A 20,813-nucleotide genomic window follows, 5' to 3' on the forward strand; every position below is an offset into this window, starting at 1 on the left:
GGCGCCCCCCCGGCCACGCGTCAACACCCTTGTACCCCGCAAATCCTCCCACCGCCCGGCGGCCGCGCTCCGCGCCCCCCCCCGCTCCTACAAAAGATCGGCAGTTCTCGCATCACCGGCAAAAGAAAAGCCGGCGCAAGGCCGGCTCTGCTTTGACGCATGCGGGTTGGCAATCAACCTGCGCGTTCGGCTTCCATCTGCTTGCGGATCTGCGCATCCACCGCGGCAATCGCGGTCATGTTCAGCACGCGGCGCGAACTGGCACTGCTGGTGAGGATGTGCACCGGCTTGGTCATGCCCATCAGGATCGGTCCGATCGCAACGCCGTTGGTGAACACGCGCACCAGGTTGTAGGCGATGTTGGCCGCTTCCAGATTGGGCAGCACGAACAGGTTGGCACGGCCCTTGAGCGTGCTGTTGGGTAGCAACTTCTCGCGCAATGCCTCATCCCATGCGGTGTCACCCTGCATTTCGCCGTCCACGTTCAGGCGCGGGTTGCGCTTGAGCAAGGCCTCACGCACCTGGCGCATCTTCAGCGCGTCCTTGGAATCGTGGCTGCCAAAGTTGGAATGCGACAGCAGCGCGATCTTCGGCTCGATGCCGAACAGCTTCATGCGGTAGGCCGCCTGCAGCGTGGATTCGACGATCTGCTCGACGCTCGGGTCTTCCTGCACATGGGTGTCGACGAAGAAGAACACGCCCTGGTTGTTGATCACGCCGGTCATGGCCGAGGTCGAGCTGACCTTGGATTCCAGCGGGATCACGCTGCGCACATAGCCGAGCTTCTTGTGGAAGCGGCCAACCAGGCCCGACAGCATCGCATCGGCCTCACCGCGGGCCACCATCACCGCCGCGATCAGGGTAGGACGCGAGCGCATCAGGTTCTTGGCCGCGGCCACGGTGACGCCCTTGCGGCCGGTCATCTCGTGGTAGTACTGCCAGTACTCGTTGAAGCGCGGATCGTCGTTGATATTGGTGATTTCAAAATCGACACCGGCGCGCATGCGCAAGGCCAGCCGCTCGATGCGGGCCTCGATCACGTCCGGACGGCCGATCAGGATCGGGAAGGCCACGCCTTCGTCGATCACGTTCTGCACCGCCTGCAGCACCACCTCTTCCTCACCCTCGGCGTAGACCACGCGCTGCTTGTCCGAGCGCGCGCGGTCATAGACCGGCTTCATGAACAGACTGGTGCGGTAGACGAACTGGGCCAGCTTGTCGCGATAGGCCGCCATATCGGCGATCGGGCGGGTCGCCACGCCCGAGTCCATCGCCGCCTGCGCCACGGCCGAGGACAGCTCGACCAGCAGGCGCCGGTCGAACGGACGCGGAATCACATAGTCACGGCCGAAGCTGGGGACCTCGCCGCCGTAGGCCGAGCCCAGGTCGGACGCTTCCTTGCGCGCCAGCGCGGCAATCGCGCGCACGCAGGCGACCTTCATTTCTTCGTTGATGGTGGTCGCGCCCACGTCCAGCGCACCGCGGAACAGGTAGGGGAAGCACAGCGCGTTGTTGACCTGGTTCGGGTAATCCGAACGGCCGGTGCCCATGATGATGTCCGGGCGCACCGCGTTGGCATCTTCCGGCAGGATTTCCGGGTAGGGATTGGCCAGGGCGAAGATCACCGGATCACGCGCCATGCTGGCGACCATGTCCTTGCTGAGGATGCCGCCGGCCGACAGGCCCAGGAAGATGTCCGCACCATCAACGATCTCGGCCAGCGTGCGCTTGTCGGTATCGCGGGCGTAGCGGGCCTTTTCCGGGTCCAGGTCGGTACGGCCGGTGTGGATCACGCCGTCGCGGTCGTAGGCCAGGATGTTTTCCGGCTTCAAACCCAACGAAACCAGCATATTGACGCAGGAAATACCCGCCGCGCCCATGCCGGTGGTGGCCAGCTTGACCTCTTCGATCTTCTTGCCGGTGATCACCATGGCGTTGAGCACGGCAGCACCGACGATGATCGCGGTGCCGTGCTGGTCGTCATGGAACACCGGGATGTTCATCCGCTCGCGCAGCTTGCGCTCGACGACGAAGCACTCCGGTGCCTTGATGTCTTCCAGGTTGATGCCGCCGAAGGTCGGCTCCAGCGAGGCGATGATCTCGACCAGCTTGTCCGGGTCGTTCTCATTGACTTCGATATCGAACACATCGATGCCGGCGAACTTCTGGAACAGCACACCCTTGCCTTCCATCACCGGCTTGCCGGCCAGCGGGCCGATATTGCCCAGGCCCAGCACGGCGGTGCCGTTGGTGATCACGCCAACCAGATTGCCGCGCGCGGTCATCTCGCTGGCCATGGCCGGGTCTTCCATGATCGCTTCGCAGGCATGTGCCACACCCGGCGAATACGCCAGCGACAGGTCACGCTGGGTCAACATGGGCTTGGTAGCCACCACCTTGATCTTGCCGGGCGGCGACATCCGGTGATATTCGAGGGCGGCCTGCTTGAAATCTTCGTTGGACATCGAGTTGTGAGCGCTAATGGGCAAGAAGGACGGGAGATGATAACGCCGTTAAGGCGGCTGGACCTGTCGCTATGCTGTCGCAGTCATGCTGCAACCGCACAATTCCGATCCTTCCACGCAACCGCATGTGTGCAAGTCTCCGCCCTGGGGATGACAGGCTCGGGACGGTAAAAAAGTCGCGGGGCCGCCTGCTCGGTTGCGAGCCCCGCGCAAAAACGCACACACACACAGGTAAAGCTCAGGCCCTCGTCGTCTGCGAAGGCGGCAGTTCCGACGGCTCCATGCCGGCGAGCACCAGTGCCAGGCGCTGCCGATCCAGCGCCCCCTCCCAGCGCGAAACCACCACCGTCGCCACGGCGTTGCCGATGAAATTGGTCAACGAACGGCATTCACTCATGAAGCGGTCCACGCCCAGGATCAACGCCATGCCCGCCACCGGCACCTCCGGCACCACCGCCAAGGTCGCGGCCAGGGTGATGAATCCCGCACCGGTAACCCCGGCCGCGCCCTTGGAGCTGAGCATGGCCACCAGCAACAGCGCGATCTGGTGGCCAAGGCTCAGTTCGGTGTTGGTGGCCTGGGCGATGAACAATGCCGCCAGGGTCATATAGATGTTGGTGCCATCCAGGTTGAACGAGTAGCCGGTAGGCACCACCAGGCCGACGACGGACTTGCTGCAGCCGGCCCGCTCCATCTTCTCCATCAGCGAGGGCAGCGCCGATTCGGATGAGGAGGTGCCCAGTACCAGCAGCAGTTCGGCCTTCAGGTAGCGGGCCAGCTGGAATACCGAGAACCCGCAGACGCGGGCCACCGCGCCCAGCACCACCACCACGAACAGCAGCGAGGTCAGGTAGAACGCGCCCACCAGCCAGGCCAGGTTGACCAGCGAGGCGATGCCGTACTTGCCAATGGTGAAGGCGATGGCGCCGAACGCACCGATCGGCGCAGCCTTCATCAGCAGGTGCACCAGTTTGAACACCGGGCTCGTCAGCGCTTCCAGCAGGGCCAGCACCGGTCGTCCTTTCTCGCCAACCGAGGCCAGGGCGATGCCGAACAGCACGGCCACGAACAGCACCTGCAGGATGTTGTCGCCAACGAAGGGGCTGAGCAGGGTCCTGGGAATGATGTCCAGCGCAAAGCCGACCAGGTTCAGCTCATGCGAGCGCTGCACGTAGCCATCCACCGCACTCTGGTCCAGATCAGCAGGATTGATGTTCATGCCGGCGCCGGGCTGCACCACATGCGCCACCACCATGCCGACCACCAGTGCCAGGGTGGAGAAGAACATGAAATAGGCCATCGCCTTGGCAAACACCCGGCCAACGCTGCGCAGGTGGGTCATCCCGGCGATGCCGGTGACGATGGTCAGGAAAATCACCGGCGCGATGATCATCTTCACCAGCTTGATGAAAGCGTCACCCAGCGGTTTGAGCTGCTCGGCGAACAGCGGCTCGAAGTGACCCAGCAGCACGCCCAGCGCGATCGCCACCAACACCTGTACATACAACTGGCGATAAAGCGGCAACCGACGCCCGCAAGGGCCGGCAACAGAAGCGGAAGGGGCAAGCATGACGGGGAACACCTCGAGTTCACTACCGGTTGTTTTTTACCCGCCAAAGCGCGCGCCGCCGATAACGCATTGGTGTTACTGCCAACACGCCGCGCGATCCGGGAAGCACTTCCAAGCCGGCCTCGCCAATAACCGGACAAGACCTATGGCCGGCTGCGACAGCACTGCCAGACCATCGGGGGCATGCCGTTCTTTCCCACCCATCGGCGCCGCATGCGCTGGCTGCTGCCACTCACAGCCAGCGTAGCCATCACCGCGACCGGGCTGGTGGCCCTGCGCCATTTCGAGCGCAGCAGCCTTGCCGGCGACGCCGAGCGCGCGACCACCCAACTGCACCTGCATGGCGAGGCCCTGCAGGCCCTGATCGAACGCCACCGTGTGCTGCCAGCGGTGCTGGCGCTGGATCCGGATGTGCGCAGCGCGCTGACCCGGACCACGCTCGTCCAAGCGGAGCTGAAGCGCCTGAATCGCAAACTCGAGCGCGTCAATGGCGTGGCCGCCACCTCGACCCTGACCCTGCTCGACCGCAACGGACTGGCCCTGGCCGCCAGCAACTGGCGCATGCCACGCAGCAACAATGTCGGCAATGACTACCAGTTCCGCCCGTACTTCCAGCAGGCAATGCAGGACGGCAGCGGCACCTTCTATGCCGAAGGCGTGACCACCGCCATGCCCGGCTATTTCCTGTCTGAAGCGGTACGCGACGAGCGCGGCCAGCCGGTCGGCGTGGTGGTGGTCAAGGTCATCCTGCGGCCGCTGGAGCAGACCTGGGCCGATACCGCCGATATGGTTTTCGTCAGCGACAGCAACGGTGTGATCTTTCTCTCCAGTCATCGACCATGGCGTTATCTGACCCTGCAGGCACTGGATGACAAGGTCCGCGAGGAACTCCAGCGCACCCGCCAGTACACGCAGCTGCCCCGGCAGCTGCTGCAGCGTTCGCCCGGCACACGACTGGGCCCAAACCAACAGCGGGCGGAACTGGCCGATGCCGGCGACGTGATCTGGGTCTCGCAGCCACTGCCGCAACAGCAATGGACCCTGCATCTGCTGCGCAGTACCGCCAGCAGCAGCAACAGCGCGCGCAGCTTTGCCGCCGCGGTGATGGCCAGCCTGATCGCGGTGCTGCTGCTCGGTTATGGCCTATGGCAACGGCAACGCCTGGCGCGGTTGCGCGAGCGCAGCCGTCGCGAGCTGGAGCAACTGGTGGAACTGCACGCACAGGAGCTGCGTACCGCCCAGGACGGCGTGGTGCATGCCGCCCGTGCCGCCGACTATGGCGAGAGCGCCAGCCTGCAGCACCTGCCGCAGGGCGTCTGCGTGGTCGATGCCCAGCTCAACCTGGTGGCCTGGAACCGGCGCTATGTCGAACTGTTCCGGTTCCCGCCGGGGTTGATCCAGGTAGGCCGGCCGATCGCCGACGTCTTCCGTTACAACGCTAGGCGCGGCCTGCTCGGCCCTGGCCCGATCGAGCAAGCCATCGAACGCAGGCTCAACCACCTGCGATCGGCCACCCCGCACATGCACGAACGCGAGAGTGGCGACGGCAATGTGATCGAGATCCGCGGCAACCCGCTGCCGGATGGCGGCTTTGTCACCAGCTATACCGATATCACCGCCTACCGCAATGCCGCCCGCGATCTGCGTTCGCTGGCCGATACACTGAGCCTGCGGATCAGCGAGCGCACCCACGACCTGGCCGGCGCCAAGCGTGATGCCGAGGAGGCCAACCAGGCCAAGACGCGTCTGGTGGCCGCAGCCGTGCACGACCTGCTGCAGCCGCTGAATGCCGCACGCATGTTCCTGTCGGCGCTGCGCAGCCGCCTGCCCGATGCAACCAGCCGCGACATCGCCGACAACGTCGACAATGCGCTGACCGCACAGGATGGCATCCTGACCAGCCTGCTCGATATTTCCCGGCTCGAATCCGGCGCGCTTGAGAAACGGGTCCGTGACTTCGCGCTGGAGCCCATGCTCGAAGCATTGAGCATCGAGTTCGGCATCCTCGCCAATGCGCGTGGCCTGCGGGTCAGCCATGTCGCCACCCGCGCGGTGGTGCGCAGCGACGAGGCACTGCTGCGGCGTATCCTGCAGAACCTGCTGTCCAATGCCGTGCGCTATACCCGCAACGGGCGCATCGTCGTCGGTTGTCGCCGCGATGGCGAGCAGCTGCGCATCGAAGTCCACGACACCGGCACCGGCATCCCGGAGGCACGCCAGCAGGAGATCTTCGAGGAATTTCGTCGGCTCGACAATGCAGGCAGCGAGGAGCCGGGCGCCGGCCTGGGTCTGGCCATCGTTGATCGCATTGCCCATCTGCTCGATCACCGCATCGGCCTGCGCTCGACGCCTGGGCGTGGCAGCGTGTTCTCGGTCAGCCTGCCACGCGGTGATGTTGGCTGCTGCACCCTGCCGGTGATGTTGCCGGAGGAACCGCAGATGGAATCGCTGTTGGCCGGGTGCCGGACCTGGTGCATCGACGACGATCCGCGCATCAGCCTGGCCACCCGCCTGCTGCTGGAACGCTGGGGCTGCCAGGTGGAGTTCGCCGGCGGCGTGGATGCGGCACAGGCCACAGCACAGCCAGGCAACGATCCCGACCTGCTGTTGCTGGATGTGCGCATGGGCGATATCAGCGGCCCTGCGCTGTTGCCCTTGCTGGTGGAACGCTGGGGCAACGAGCCCGGCGTGATCCTGTTCACCGCCGAACAGGACCCGGACCTGCGCGAGCTCGCACGCGAGCGCAACTGGGGCTTTGTTTCCAAGCAGGCACGAACCGCGGCGTTGCGTTCGCTGATGACGCATCTATACCAGCGCGCGAGCTGAGCCAGCACTGGTATGCGCTGCACGGTAGCGCCGAGCCGTGCGCGGGGCATTACCCGGAATGCCCCACCTGTAGAGCCGAGCCATGCTCGGCTGGGGCATTACCGGGAAAGCCTCTGCCGAGCATGGCTCGGCACTACCCCAACGTCCTGGGCTACTCCGGCTCCCACTCCGCCTCCAGCGTCTTCAACAACACCGCCGCCTGGGTGCGGCTATTGCACTCCAGCTTCTTCAGCACGGCGGTGACATGTACCTTCACCGTGTTCTCGGCCAGCCCCAGCACATGGGCGATCTGCTTGTTGAGCAAGCCATCGGCCATGCACAGCAACACGCGGATCTGCTGCGGGGTCAGCCGCGCCAGCCGTGAGGCAAGCAGCGCGTCGTGCTCGGAGCGCACCGCTGCCAACGGGGGGAAGCAGGTATCACCGTCCATCACCGCAGCCACTGCAGCCCCTATCGATTCCACCGGTGCGGATTTGGGAATGAAGCCAACCGCACCGAACTGCTGGGCACGGCGGATCACCCGCGGATTGTCGTTGGAGGAAATGATGATCACCGGCAGCTCGGACCGCTCCCCCCGCAGCCACACCAGCGAGGAAAATCCATGCGCCCCCGGCATGGTCAGGTCCAGCAGGACCAGATCCACATCGGCGTGCCCGGCCACTGCCTCGGTCAGCGCCGAGACACTGGCCACTTCCAGCATCTCGCCCACGGCCCCGCCGTCGCGCAATGCATGCAGCACTGCGGCGCGAAACAAGGGGTGGTCGTCGGCAACAAGTACCTTGATCAGACTCATCGCAGCAGTTTGGCACGGCCACCGCCCAGCTACCCTAGCCCTAGTCCCAAATCGTTATTGGTGGCTGCATTCCCGCTGTCTATCGTCCGCACACTTCCCCTGTGTCGAGGCAACGGATGGCCGATTTCCCCCTGTGCACTGCATTCACTGGCCTGCTGATGCTGGCCACCGCGCCCACCGCACTTGCCAACGACGACATCACCGCCAAGTTCAGCGGCCGCCTCTACTACGAGTTCGCCCACTTCGACAATGACACGCGCGGCCCCGCAGAACGCAGCGGCGACGATCTGCGCGCTGCGTGGTTGGGCGCGGCAGGCAAGGTGCACAGCGTGGGCTACAAGCTCGAGGCCGACTTCGCTGGCCATCGCCCGGTCGCACGCGACGTATATCTCACCCACAAGATCGGCACTGCCCTGCTGACTGCCGGCCAGTTCAAGCAGTTCTACACGCTGGATGATCGCAGCAGCGCCAACCACACCCCCACCATCGAGCGCAGTTTCCTGGTGCAGTCGCTGGGGACGGCTTACCGGTTGGGCATCGGTGCGCAGGGCAACCATGCAGGCATTTTCTGGAGCGGCAGCGTTTTCAGCCTGGAGAGCATCGACGTCTGGCAGGCCAAGGGGCACGTCATCGGCGGCCGCGTCGGCCACGCGCCCTGGCAGCAACCGGGCCATGTCCTGCACTTTGGTGTCTCCGGTGCCCACGAGCACCACAGCCATCCAGGTGCCGATGGCGCCCTGCCGCTGCGTGCGCAGGCTCGCACCACCGGCCACTACGGTGACAACGGCCGTTTGCCACTGGTGGACTTCCGCAGCGGCCGCGCAGTCTCGGTGAACCGCTACAGCGTCGAAACCGCAGGCGTGTCCGGCCCCTGGTCGTGGCAGGCCGAGTACGGCGGCGCCCGCTACGACGACGGCCAGCAACGTGGCGAAGTCCAGGCCGGCTACCTGCAAGGCAGCTGGCTGCTCACCGGCGAAACCCGTCCCTATGACCCCAAAGGTGGCCGCTTCATCCAGCTGGAACCGGAGGGGGACATCGGCACCTGGGAACTTGTCGCCCGCTACGACCGCATCAACGGCCGCCAATGGCCAGCGCAGCAGCGCGATGTCACCGCTGAAGCCTGGACCCTTGGGGTGAATTGGTACGCCTCCAGCAAGGTCCGGCTGATGCTGGACTGGACCGACAGCCGGCGCCGTGATGAACTGCGCGGGCAGACGCTGGACCATACCGGCGTGCTTGCCGGACGCGCCCAACTGCACTTCTGAGCCCGCTTGTCAGGCCCGCCCGGGCGGGCTCCGTGCACACAAGAAAATAATTTTCACGTATTCTCCACCTTTCGCCCCAATCGCCATCCATAATCCCGGGTGACCACGGCAAGAGGCAGGATTCGTGCAGGAAAATTACTTTCATTCCGAAGCAGTTCTAGTCGGCAAGGGCCTCCCCAGCGGCGGCCCGTGGACGCCTGCGTCGATCGCAGCCGCCGCACCTTCGATCCTGGAGGAGCAACTGAGCCTGCCAGCCGCGGTGCTCAGTGCCCCGGCGCTGCAGCACAACCTGCAGTGGATGCGTCAGTTCGCGCAGGCCTATGGCTGCCAGTTGGCGCCGCACGGCAAGACCACCATGAGCCCGGCCCTGTTCCGCATGCAGCTCGATGCCGGTGCCTGGGGCATCACCCTGGCCACTGCGGCACAGACCGTCGCTGCCCATGTCGAAGGCGTGCAGCGAGTGCTGCTGGCCAACCAACTGGTCGGCAAGGGCAACTTCGCGCTGATCGCCTCCTTGCAGCAGCGCGATCCTAGCTTCTGGTTCGCCTGCGTGGTGGACTCGGCCGCCAATGTCGCCGCGCTGGGCAGCTATTTCAGCGCGCGCGGGCAGCAGATCAAGGTGCTGCTGGAGATCGGCCTGGCCGGGGGACGTACCGGCGTACGCGATGAGGCGCAGGCGCAGGCGGTGCTGGAGGAAATTGCACGCTGGCCCGATGCCGTGGCATTGGTGGGCGTGGAAGTCTACGAAGGTGTCGCCGGCGACGAGGCCGGCGTCCGCGCCATGCTGCAGCGCAGCCTGGCACAGTGGCAGGCGATCCACGCCAATGGCGGCTTCCGCCAGTTGCCGGCCATCCTCAGCGGCGCTGGCTCGGCCTGGTTCGACGTGGTTGCCGAGGAATTCTCGGTGCTGGCCAACGATGCGGATGCACAGATCGTGCTGCGCCCGGGCTGCTACCTCAGTCACGACGTCGGTATCTACCGGCAGGCCGCCGAACGCATCCACGCCAGCAACCCGGTCGCCCGCGAAATGGGCAGCAGCCTGCAGCCAGCGCTGCGCCTCTGGGCCTATGTGCAGTCACGGCCGGAACCGGGCAAGGCGATCATCGGCCTGGGCAAGCGCGATGCCGCCTTCGATGCCGGCTTCCCGGTCCCCGCCCTGCACTATCGCCCCGGCGAGGCGGCGCCGAGCAACGCCGCCGCGCATTGGAAGGTCACCGCGATGATGGACCAGCACGCCTTCCTCGAAGTGCAGGCCGACGATGCGCTGCAGGTGGGCGACATGCTCTGTTTCGATATCTCCCATCCCTGCCTGACCTTCGACAAATGGCGCCACCTGCTGGTGGTCGATGACGCACACCGCGTCGTCGGCGCCGTTTCCACGCAGTTCTAACCGCTTCCTCCGGGCCTGTACGCATGACCGACGGTAATCTGCTGTTGATCTACGCCGCCTTGTCGATCCTCGCACTGATTGTGCTGATCGCCCGCTTTCGGCTTAACCCCTTCATCAGTGTCACCCTGGTTTCAGTGGGCCTGGCACTGTTTGCCGGCATGCCGGCACCGGAAATCCTGCCGGCCTATGAACAAGGCGTGGGCAAGACCCTGGGACATATCGCCCTGATCGTCGCGCTGGGCACCATGCTCGGCAAGATGATGGCCGAGTCCGGCGGCGCCGAGCGCATCGCGCGCACGTTGATCGCCCGCTTCGGCACGAAGAACGTGCACTGGGCGATGATGCTGATCGCCTTCTGCGTGGGCTTGCCGATCTTCTTCGAAGTCGGCTTCGTGCTGCTTATCCCGATCGTGCTCAACGTGGCCCGCCGCACTGGCGTGCCGCTGCTGCTGGTCGGCCTGCCGATGGTGGCCGGCCTGTCGGTCGTGCACGGCCTGGTGCCACCGCATCCGGCGGCGATGCTGGCGGTGAATGCCTATGGCGCCGATGTCGGCCGCACCGTGTTCTATTCGCTGCTGGTCGGCTTGCCGACGGCCGCCCTGGCCGGTCCGGTGTTCGCCAAATTCGTTGCCCCCAGGGTGCAGTTGCCCGCGCACAACCCGATGGAAGCGGCATTGCTCGATGAAGGCCATAGCCGCATTCCCGATGAGCAACTGCCCGGCTTCGGCATCACCCTGGCGACCTTGTTGCTGCCGGTCGGGTTGATGCTGCTCGGTGGTTGGGCCGACCAGATCGCAACACCCGGCTCGTCCCTCAACCACGGCCTGCGTTTCATCGGCCATTCGGTGGTGGCGCTGCTGCTGGCGACCTTGATGAGCTTCATCACCCTGGGCCTGCTGCGTGGCTTCAGCCGTGAGCAGATCCTCAAGTTCACCCAGGAGTGTTTGGCCCCCACCGCTGCCATCACCTTGCTGGTGGGCGCCGGTGGCGGCCTCAACGGCATCCTCGTGCACACCGGCGTTGCGGCGGAGATCATCGGCCTGTCGCAGCGCTTTGAACTGTCGCCGCTGTTGATGGGCTGGACCATGGCCGCGCTGATGCGGATCGCCACCGGCTCGGCGACCGTGGCGATGACCACGGCCTCCGGCATCGTCGCACCGATCGCCGCGGCGATGGGCTACGCCCACCCCGAGTTGCTGGTGCTGGCCACCGGTGCCGGCTCGGTGGTGCTGTCACATGTCAATGACGGTGGCTTCTGGCTGGTGAAGGAATACTTCAACATGACCGTCGCCCAGACCTTCAAGACCTGGACGGTGCTCGAAACCCTTATCTCCGTCGTCGCCCTGCTGCTGGTGATGGCCCTCTCCATGGTGCTTTGAACATGTCGCAGAATACGTTCGATATCGTCTATGAGCTGCGCCAGCGCCAGCATGAGTTCAGCCCGGTGGAAGCACGCATCGCCGCGGCCATCCTTGCCGACGTGGACGCCGCTGCACAGTACGGGGTCAGCGAACTGGCCGAGCGTGCCGAGGTCAGCGCCGCCGCCATCTCGCGTTTCGCCAAGGCCCTGGGCTGCGAGCACGTGCGCGAACTGCGCGCACGCCTGGCCTCCGCCAGCGCGGTCGGCAAGCGCTTCCTGGAGCAGCAGAACGCGCCGCCGGTATCGGCGCTGTACGCGCAGATCTGCGATGACATCCAGGAAAGCCTGCGCCACAACATCGCCAACCTGAAGGAAGACGTGGTGCAGGGCCTGGCCGAGGCGTTGTGCAAGGCGCGGATGATCCACATCTTTGGCCTGGGTGGCTGCTCCACCGTCTTCGCGCAGGAACTGCAAAGCCGCCTGGTGCGCTTTGGCCGCCCGGTATCGGCCTGCAGCGACGCGCTGATGATGAAGATCATCGGCGCCACGCTGGGACCGGACGACCTGGTGCTGGTGTTGTCGGTCAGCGGCATCACCCCGGAGATCGTATCCGCCGCCGATATCGCCCGCACCTACGGTGCGCGCATCGGTGCCATCACCCAGGCCGGCACCGCCCTTGCCGAGCGCAGCGACTGGCTGCTGCCGATCCAGATCGAGGAAACGGATTTCGTGTTCAAACCTTCCGCGTCGCGCTACGCGATGATGCTGGCGATCGACGTACTCGCCACCACCACCGCACTCAGCGACGCCAACGCCAACCACGAGCACCTGCGCCGCATCAAGCTGGCACTGGACCGCCACCGTGGCGGTGATTCACGCCTGCCGCTGGGTGACTGATCCATGCATGACTTCTTGATACGCAACGCGCTGATCTTCGATGGCAGCGACCAGGCCGGCGTGCAGGGTGATGTGGCCATCCATGCCGGCCGCATCGTCGCCGTTGGCCAGCTTGGCGATGCCGCGGCGGCAAATGTGATCGACGCCCAGGGCCTGGCCCTGGCGCCGGGCTTCATCGATGTGCATACCCATGACGACCTGGAAGTGATCCGCAATCCGGACATGCGCAGCAAGTTGTCGCAGGGCGTGACCACGGTGGTGGTCGGCAACTGCGGCATCAGCGCCAGCCCGGTGCATATCCGCGACCAGGTGCCGGACCCGATGAACCTGCTCGGCGATGCCGAGGATTTCCGCTACGCGGATTTCGCCAGCTACCGCAGGGCGGTGGAGCAGGCCGGTCCGGCGGTGAACGTAGCCGCGCTGGTCGGCCACACGGCCCTGCGCCAGAACCATATGGACCGGCTCGACCGTGCCGCCAGCGCCGATGAGATCGACGCGATGCGGACACAGCTGCGTGAGAGCCTGGCCCAGGGCGCGCTGGGACTGAGCAGTGGCCTTGCCTATGCCTCGGCCTTCAGCGCGCCATCGTCGGAAGTCGACGCACTGGCCATGGAGCTGCCGCGCAACGGCTTGTACGCCACCCACCTACGCGACGAATTCGGCGGCATCCTCGATGCGATGGAGGAGGCCTTCAGCGCCGCACGTGCACCGCAGGCCGCCGTCCGCGTCTCGCACCTGAAGTGCGCCGGCATCGACAACTGGGGACGCAGCGGCGAAGTGCTGGCCAGCCTGCACGCCGCCTCCGCCACTCAGGACGTTGCCTGCGACTGCTACCCCTATGCCGCCAGCGCCTCGACGTTGGACCTGAAGCAGGTCACCGACGCCTTCGACATCCTGATCACCTGGTCCGAGCCCGAGCCCGACCAGGGCGGCCGCCTGCTGGCGGCGATCGCCGCCGACTGGAATGTGTCGCTGCTGGACGCCGCCATCCGCCTGCAGCCTGCTGGCGCCGTCTACCACGGCATGGACGAGGCCGACGTCCGCCAGATCCTTGCCCATCCACTGACCATGATCGGTTCGGATGGCCTGCCGCGCGACCCGCGCCCGCATCCGCGGCTGTGGGGCACCTTCCCGCGCGTACTTGGCCACTATTCCCGCGATGAGCAGTTGTTCCCGCTGCATACCGCCGTGCACAAGATGACCGGCCTGCCCGCGTCGCGCTTCGCGATGGGCGCGCGCGGCTTCATCCGCGCCGGCTGGTGTGCCGACCTGGTGCTGTTCGACCCGGCACGGGTACGCGATACCGCCAGCTTCCACGATCCGATCCGTGCCGCCGAAGGCATCAGCGCGGTCTGGGTCAATGGCTGCCTGAGCTACGACGGCCGGCAGGTCGTGGCCCGCGCAGGCCGTTTTGTCTGCCCCGAGGCTGCACCAGCAGCCTGAATGCAACCGCTGTACCCAAAACAAAGGACTACCGATGAGTGACATCAAACGCTATGGCGCCGAAGGCGGCGTAGGCCAAGGCAAGCAGCACATGCCGTTCTCGCGCGCGGTCGAAGCCGACGGCTGGCTGTACGTCTCCGGGCAGGTACCGATGCGTGATGGCGAACTGGTGGCCGGCACCGTGACCGAGCAGTCGCATGTGGTCATCGGCAACGTACTGGCGATCCTGGCCGAAGCCGGCTACGGCCCCGAGCATGTCGTGCGCTGTGGCGTATGGCTGGACGATGCCCGTGACTTCTACGCCTTCAACGGCGTGTTCAAGCATTACTTCGGCGAACACCCGCCGGCCCGTGCCTGCGTCGAAAGCCGCATGGTGGTGGATTGCAAGGTGGAAGTGGATTGCGTGGCCTACAAGCGCCCGCAGCGCGACTGATCCAACCGTAGTGCCGAGCCATGCTCGGCTGAAGCTGTACCAGCAAGGCTTCACTGTAGTGCCGAGCCATGCTCGGCAGGAGCTGTACCGGTAATGCCTCTGCCGAGCATGGCTCGGCACTACACCTGGTTTTCCTGGTAATGCCCCTGCCGAGCATGGCTCGGCACTACACCTGGTTTTCCTGGTAATGCCTCTGCCGAGCATGGCTCGGCACTACATCTGGATTTCCTGGTAATGCCCCTGCCGAGCATGGCTCGGCACTACACCTGGTTTTCCTGGTAATGCCTCTGCCGAGCATGGCTCGGCACTACATCTGGATTTCCTGGTAATGCCTCTGCCGAGCATGGCTCGGCAGTACATCTGGATTTCCTGGCAAGGCCCCTGCCGAGCATGGCTCGGCACTACGGTGGATTTCTGGCCATGCATCTACCGGGCATGGCCCCGCACCACGCGATTACCGCTACCAGAAAGCACCCAAAACCCGGTCCAGTGCCAATAGGCCCGGTTGCTATTGTGCCGGGGGAACGACAAAGTTCGCCTTTCGCTGGTGTAAGGTCCCCGCCCTGATGATTCAACTTGACGCCGTACAGACGGTCGCCTTTGCCGGCCTGACCCTGTTCGCCGGCTACGCATTGTGCCGTGCCATCCCGTTCTTCCGCCGCTACAACCTGCCCGAACCGGTGGTCGGCGGCCTGCTGGTGGCACTGGCCGTGTGGTGGGCACATGGCCAGCAGACCACCCTGTTCACGCTTGATACCACGCTCAAGACCCCGCTGATGGTGGCGTTCTTCACCACCCTGGGCATCAACGCCAGCCTGCGCCTGCTGCGGGTCAGCGGCAAGCAGGTGATGCTGTTCCTGCTGATCGGCAGCATCTTCGCGGTGCTGCAGAACCTGATCGGCATCAGTGTCGCCAAGCTGTTCGGCCTGAATCCGATGTTCGGCGTATTGGCTGGTTCGGCCACGCTGACCGGCGGCCCGGCCACCGGCCTGGCCTTTGCCGGGCACTTCGAGCAGGCCGGCCTGGTCGGCGCGGAAAGCCTGGCGGTGACCGCCGCCATGGCCGGCATCATCTGCGGCGGCCTGGTCGGCGGCCCGGTGATCACCGTGCTGATGCAGCGCTTCAAGGTGCAGCACCCCAGCCAGAAGGCCACAGGTGCGCAGCTCGGCGAGGACGAAGCGGTGGTCGTGCGCTATCCCAGCGAATCGGCGCGCGAGTTCGATGCATTGAAGAGCATCGTCGTGCTGCTGATGGCGATGTGGCTGGGCGTCTGGGTAGGCAAGGGTTTCGAAGGCATCGGCCTGACCCTGCCAACCTATATCGGCGCGATGCTGGTTGGCGCGGTGATCCGCAACATCGACGACTACACCGGCTGGATCAAGCTGTCGGTGCCGACCACCGACCTGATCGGCAACATCAGCCTGGCCTTGTTCCTGGCCATCGCGCTGATGGATCTGAAGCTTTGGGAACTGGCCGGCATGGGCTTGCCGCTGTTGGTCAACCTGATCATCCAGGTCTCGGTGGTGGCGCTGTTCGCCGTGCCGATCTATTGGCTGATGGGCCGCGATTACGACGCGGCGGTGATGGGCGGCGGCTTCATCGGCTTCATGCTCGGCACCACGGCCAACGCGATGGCGGTGATGCGACGGCTGGCACAGCGCTACGGGCCGGCACCGCGTGCCTTCCTGGTGGCACCGCTGGTCGGCGCGTTCTTCATCGACTTCATCAATGCGCTGATCATCACCGGCTTCCTGAACTTCTGGCCGCACTAAGCCGTCGGTTCCGTGCGCCATACGCGTGCCTTGTGCACGGGTTGGCGCGACAATGGGCCCATCCCCGCCCCGTAACGCCGCTCTGCTGATGACATCCAACGCCGCGCCCGCGCTTTCTTCCCGCCATGACCTCGTCGTCATCGGCGCTGGTGTGGTGGGTCTGGCCACCGCCTATGCCGCAGCAAGACGCGGTTGCTCGGTACTGCTGCTGGATCGCAACGCCGGTCCGGCACTGGGCACCTCGTTCGCCAATGGTGCCCAGCTCAGCTACGCCTATACCGACGCGATGGCCGGCCCGGCAACCTGGGCGCAGCTGCCGGAAATGGCATTTGGCCGCAACGGACCTTTTCGCACACGCTGGTCAGCCGACCCGGACTTCCTGCGCTGGGGCCTGGCTTTCCTGCGCCAGGCCAATACGGCAGGCCTGCAGCGCAATACCCTGGCCACGCTGGAACTGGCACTGGAATCACGCCAGGCCATGCAGGCCCTGCTGCAGCAACACCCCATCGATTTCGACCATGAGGTCTCCGGCAAGCTGCACCTGTACCCGTCCACCGAGGGCGTACAAGGCGCAGCGGCGATGATCGCGCTCAAACGTGGCCATGGTGTGCAGCAACGGCTGGTCAATGCAGCCGAAGCCACCGCCATCGAACCTGCACTGACTGGCGCGCAATGGCTGGCCGGCGGTGTCTACTCGCCGGATGAAGAAGCCGGCGACCCCTTCCGCTTCAGCCAGGGCCTGCTGCAGGTGTTGCAGCAGCAATACGGCATGCAGGCACTGTTCGGTTTCGATACGCAGTCGCTGCGTCGTGCGGATGGGCAGTGGCAGCTGCAGGCCCGCGATGGCCGTACGCTGCAGGCAGCACGCGTACTGGTCTGTGCTGGCATCGACAGCCCTGCCCTGCTCAAACCCTTGCGCCTGCGCATGCCAGTGATGGCGATCAAGGGCTATTCCTTCACCGCCCCCTTGGGCGCCAATGCACCCAGGGTCAGCATCACCGACACCAAGCGCAAACTGGTGTTCTGCCGCCTGGGCGAGCGCATCCGCGTTGCCGGCCTGGCCGACCTCAACGATTGGAATCCCGCGCCCGAACCGGCTCGGCTGGCAACGCTGATCGCGCAGGCACGCGCCTCGTTGCCCGAAGCCGCGGATTATGAGCACATCGAAAGCAGTTGGGCCGGGCTGCGTCCGGTCACGCCGTGGACTTCGCCGATCATCAAAAACCTCGACGACGGCCTGGCCTGCAATATCGGCCACGGCATGCTCGGTTGGACATTGGCGATGGGCAGTGGCGAACGGGCGGTGCAGCAGTTGCTGGGTACGCCCTGAACCAACTCAGGTTTCGCTGATCTGGTCCATGCGGATGCGGTTGGCGAACAGCGAGAACGCCAGTGCGCCGGCCAGGCCATTGGCGCGGTTGATCCACTGCGGCAACCAACGCGGCGGTGCCAGAACGCCGGCCTCGAACAACGGCGTCAGCGCCTGTGCGTCTTCCAGCGTCATCTTGCCGGCGAACAACCAGCGGCAGGTCTGCAGCTTTTCATCACGCAGCATCTGCCGGAAGAAGGTGTGCACCGAGACCAGGCCGCGCAGGTAGACGGTGTCCTTGGTGAAGGCGGCGCCGCCGCTGGTGGGAACGCCACGGAACACGCGCTGTGCGGAAGAAAAACTCTCCTCGGCAGTCTGCCCTGCTGCGCGGAAGTAGTTGAACACCTCGATGAAATCGGCCCCATCGCGCGCCATCGCAATCGCCTCGATGCGCAGGCTGATGCGCTTGAGCCGCTGGATGTCGATGCTGCCGGTGATCTGCTCGGCGAACGTTGCCAGGCCTTCCTGGGTAGCGGTGATACGCGGCGAGGACAGCGCAAGGCTGGGCAAGACCACCTGGTCGCGGCCGTTGAGCGCGGTCAGCGAATGTACCAGCGCTTCGTGGTGATAGAGCTGCGCACGGTCATAGGCGCTGAAGGTGGCGCGGGTGCGCAGGCGGATGCGGGTTGCCCCGGCGGCAGCCTTGGCAATCAACTCCGGATCCAGCTCCACGGTGATCATGCGCCCGGCGAAGAACTCATCCAGGTCGCTCTGCAGCATCAGTTGCAAGGCCGTGGCCGATACCGGCACCTGCTCTTCCGGTGCCAGCAACTCGTGGTCCAGTTCCTGCGCGATCTGGATGAAGTGCCCTGCCGCATCGCGGGTAGTCGGGCCATTGCCCGGCATCGGCTGCTCGGGCACGCCGAACAACTGGGTGGAATAATCGTCCACCGCGCGCGTGCCCAGGCCTTCCAACAGACTGGCGGCCAGATCCCAGCTGCGCGCAGAATCCTGGATGTAACTGCCCAGCGGATGGCTCGCGTCCACCGCATCCATTACCGCCGCCAGTTCGCGCCGGGTTTCGCTGAAGTCGAGCTTGGGGTAGTCCACCTGCGGCAGCATCGGGTTACCGCGCGCCACGCTCTCCAGAAACGGTGCCTGCGTATCCGCCGGCCAGCTGGTCAGGCTCAGCAGGCGGATGCCTTTCACCGCCGCCACCATGCGCGCGTCAAGCGCGGCGTGATGGCTGATGGCTGGATCGTTGTGGGTATCAACTGTGGTCATGCCTGCCTCGATCAAATCAGGTAATAACGCGCAGCCATCGCTCTTGCAGGAGCGGCGGGAGCCCAAGCAGCGGCGCAAGTCGCGAAGCCACGACCGCATTAGCACGCGAACAGCCTACCCCTCCCCAACCCGCCCGGCCCGAAGGCATAGCCTTCGGTGGTTCATCAGGCCGCGCGCCAGTGGCGCACAAGCGGGCCTTCTTCACCCCCTTTGCTACGCAAAAGGGAGGGAGCCTAGGCAGCGGCGTAGGCCGCGAAGCCACGACCGCATCAGCGCGCCCCCCCTTCACCATGCAAAAGGGTGGCAGCCCAAGCAGCAAAGGCAAGCTTCAGCGCCGTTTGCCCTTGTTGATCGGCCGCCATTGCGCACCGCGCCCACTGTGTTTGCGTTCGGTCGCCTGCTCTGCCTGACGCTGGGCCAGCTTGGCTGCGGCCTGCGCCACTTCCTCGCGCAGCTTGAGGTAACTCTCCAGCCGGCTCTCGTCGATGTCGCCGCGCTCGATGGCTTCCTGCACCGCGCAACCCGGTTCGCTGTGGTGCGAGCAATCGCGGAACTTGCATTGCGTGGTCAGCTCTTCGATATCGGCAAAGCCGCCTTCAGCCAAGGTCTCCTCGCCGGTCGGCTTGAGCTCGCGCATGCCGGGCGTATCGATCAGGCAGGCACCGTAGGGCAGCGGCATCAGCGCTCGATGGGTGGTGGTATGGCGGCCACGCGAATCGTTGCTGCGCACTTCATTGGTCTTCATCCGGTCCTCGCCCAACAGCGTGTTGGTCAAGGTGGACTTGCCGGCGCCGGAGGAACCCACCAGCACCACGGTATTGCCCGGGCCCAGCCACGGCAGCAGGGCCGAAACGCTTTCCGGATCCTTGCCATTGATCGCCAGCAACGGAATCTGCTGCGCGGCCAGGTCTTCCAGCACCGCCAACGCGTCTTCGCTGTACTCGGTCTGGTCGGCCTTGGTCAGCACCACCACCGGTGAGGCGCCACCGCCGCCCACCAACAGCAGGTAGCGCTCGATGCGGCGCGGATTGAAATCGGCGTCCAGGCCACAGACGATGAACACCGTATCGATGTTGGCCGCGATCACCTGCTGGTGATAATGCTCACCGGCCGCACCGCGCTTGATCGAGGTATGCCGCGGCAGCAGCGCGACGATGCGCTTGCCGTCCAGCAGCACCCAGTCACCTACCGCCGCGCGCTCATGGCTGGGAAAACGCGGCCGCTGCCATTCCGGCGGTGACTCGGTCTTGAGGCTGTTATCGGGTGCATCGGCGACCACGTAACCGGAACGGTGCTGTTCGATCACGCGCCCCGGGCGGGCCTGCGGGTGGGCGGCAAAAGCTTCCTGCCATTGCGGGTCCTCGGGAGCACCGGGCCAGGGCCAGCCGATATGGCGCAGCGAATCGAAGTCGATGGAATCAGTCATTGGGAGATTCTACCGGGGTGGCGCTTGGCGCCGGGAATGGCGGTTCAGTTGCGCCTGGTGCTTGGGTGTGGGCAGTCATCTAGATTGATAAGAGAGACAAAGCGGGAAAAACGGGACGAAATGGGATGAAAAGGCCCGTGGTTCCAAGGGTTCGACTGTTCTCGCGCTCCGCCCTGGTCATCATCGGTGGTTTGAGAAATGACCGCCATTCCCGCATTTAGCGACAGCCAAAATGCAAAACGGCCACCCAAGCGGATGGCCGTTCAATGGCCGTTTTAAGCCCCTTTACCTGGCGGGTAAATCGTCCGGAAGGTCGCAGGCCACCATCGCGTTCTCGACCAGGCTCTGCAGGTGCTCGGCCAAGATCTCCAACTGCGCCGTGTCCAAATGGCGCAGGGACGGTACCTTAGCCCGATCCAGGGCCACTTCTACCGCCGCCCACCAACCGTATCGCATCGAAATCCGGCTGATCTCTCGCAGGGCGCGCGCCCTAGTACCTTGATTCAAAGGCCTGCACAGCACTTCGCCACCACCGCTGCTCGCTTCGGGCGGTGCATCGGGCACCGCCTCGCTCATAAGC

General features: G+C 65.2%; 15 protein-coding genes. 9 read left to right on the plus strand and 6 right to left on the minus strand.

Features of this window, described 5'->3' with window-relative positions:
* Window positions 1–173: 173 nt before the first annotated feature.
* Window positions 174–2,465 carry an NADP-dependent malic enzyme gene (locus ACVOLQ_RS00005; RefSeq protein WP_313173114.1) on the minus strand — a complete coding sequence of 764 codons (2,292 nt, stop codon included), beginning with the start codon at window positions 2,463–2,465 and terminating at the stop codon, window positions 174–176.
* A 238-nt stretch (window positions 2,466–2,703) separates the two neighbouring features.
* A complete protein-coding gene (locus ACVOLQ_RS00010) occupies window positions 2,704–4,035 on the minus strand; it encodes a dicarboxylate/amino acid:cation symporter (protein ID WP_481526613.1) in 1,332 nt (443 codons plus the stop codon).
* A gap of 183 nt (window positions 4,036–4,218) precedes the next feature.
* Here ACVOLQ_RS00010 and ACVOLQ_RS00015 point away from each other — a divergent pair, with 183 nt between their 5' ends.
* Window positions 4,219–6,861, plus strand: a complete 2,643-nt coding sequence (locus ACVOLQ_RS00015) for a PAS-domain containing protein (RefSeq protein WP_481526614.1) — start codon at window positions 4,219–4,221, stop codon at window positions 6,859–6,861.
* Between the two features lie 151 nt (window positions 6,862–7,012).
* On the opposite strand, the gene ACVOLQ_RS00020 is transcribed toward ACVOLQ_RS00015, so the two are convergent.
* Window positions 7,013–7,654, minus strand: coding sequence for a response regulator (locus ACVOLQ_RS00020; RefSeq protein ID WP_481526615.1), 642 nt, complete (start codon window positions 7,652–7,654; stop codon window positions 7,013–7,015).
* 116 nt (window positions 7,655–7,770) lie between these two features.
* On the opposite strand from ACVOLQ_RS00020, the gene ACVOLQ_RS00025 reads away from it, so the two are divergent.
* The 8 genes from ACVOLQ_RS00025 to ACVOLQ_RS00060 all read left to right on the plus strand — a co-directional run bounded on the left by ACVOLQ_RS00025 (window position 7,771) and on the right by ACVOLQ_RS00060 (window position 17,544).
* The gene (locus ACVOLQ_RS00025; RefSeq protein WP_481526616.1) at window positions 7,771–8,919 is read left to right on the plus strand and encodes an OprO/OprP family phosphate-selective porin; all 1,149 of its coding nucleotides are present in this window, start codon (window positions 7,771–7,773) and stop codon (window positions 8,917–8,919) included.
* Between the two features lie 124 nt (window positions 8,920–9,043).
* A complete protein-coding gene (locus ACVOLQ_RS00030; RefSeq protein WP_481526617.1) occupies window positions 9,044–10,309 on the plus strand; it encodes an amino acid deaminase in 1,266 nt (421 codons plus the stop codon).
* Window positions 10,310–10,332: 23 nt separating this feature from the next.
* On the plus strand, window positions 10,333–11,688 hold the full coding sequence (locus ACVOLQ_RS00035; protein ID WP_313173108.1) for a GntT/GntP/DsdX family permease: 1,356 nt from the start codon (window positions 10,333–10,335) through the stop codon (window positions 11,686–11,688).
* Window positions 11,689–11,690: 2 nt separating this feature from the next.
* Entirely contained in the window at window positions 11,691–12,566 is an 876-nt protein-coding gene (locus tag ACVOLQ_RS00040) for a MurR/RpiR family transcriptional regulator (RefSeq protein ID WP_313173107.1), read from the plus strand.
* Between the two features lie 3 nt (window positions 12,567–12,569).
* Window positions 12,570–14,009 (plus strand): N-acyl-D-amino-acid deacylase family protein, encoded by a 1,440-nt coding sequence (locus ACVOLQ_RS00045; protein WP_313173106.1) that lies wholly within the window; start codon window positions 12,570–12,572, stop codon window positions 14,007–14,009.
* A gap of 34 nt (window positions 14,010–14,043) precedes the next feature.
* Window positions 14,044–14,442: a RidA family protein gene (locus tag ACVOLQ_RS00050; RefSeq protein WP_313492888.1), complete on the plus strand. Its 399-nt coding sequence runs from the start codon at window positions 14,044–14,046 to the stop codon at window positions 14,440–14,442.
* Between the two features lie 566 nt (window positions 14,443–15,008).
* A complete protein-coding gene (gene gltS / locus ACVOLQ_RS00055; protein ID WP_313173104.1) occupies window positions 15,009–16,214 on the plus strand; it encodes a sodium/glutamate symporter in 1,206 nt (401 codons plus the stop codon).
* Window positions 16,215–16,302: 88 nt separating this feature from the next.
* Window positions 16,303–17,544: an FAD-dependent oxidoreductase gene (locus ACVOLQ_RS00060; protein ID WP_481526618.1), complete on the plus strand. Its 1,242-nt coding sequence runs from the start codon at window positions 16,303–16,305 to the stop codon at window positions 17,542–17,544.
* 6 nt (window positions 17,545–17,550) lie between these two features.
* Here ACVOLQ_RS00060 and ACVOLQ_RS00065 read toward each other — a convergent pair whose 3' ends face one another.
* The 3 genes from ACVOLQ_RS00065 to ACVOLQ_RS00075 form a co-directional block, all read right to left on the minus strand.
* A complete protein-coding gene (locus ACVOLQ_RS00065) occupies window positions 17,551–18,807 on the minus strand; it encodes a flavohemoglobin expression-modulating QEGLA motif protein (protein ID WP_313173102.1) in 1,257 nt (418 codons plus the stop codon).
* 328 nt (window positions 18,808–19,135) lie between these two features.
* Entirely contained in the window at window positions 19,136–20,233 is a 1,098-nt protein-coding gene (gene rsgA, locus ACVOLQ_RS00070) for a ribosome small subunit-dependent GTPase A (protein ID WP_282273104.1), read from the minus strand.
* Between the two features lie 285 nt (window positions 20,234–20,518).
* Window positions 20,519–20,809, minus strand: a complete 291-nt coding sequence (locus tag ACVOLQ_RS00075) for a hypothetical protein (protein WP_481526619.1) — start codon at window positions 20,807–20,809, stop codon at window positions 20,519–20,521.
* Between the last annotated feature and the right edge of the window lie 4 nt (window positions 20,810–20,813).

Source organism: Stenotrophomonas sp. STEN031 (assembly GCF_056759975.1).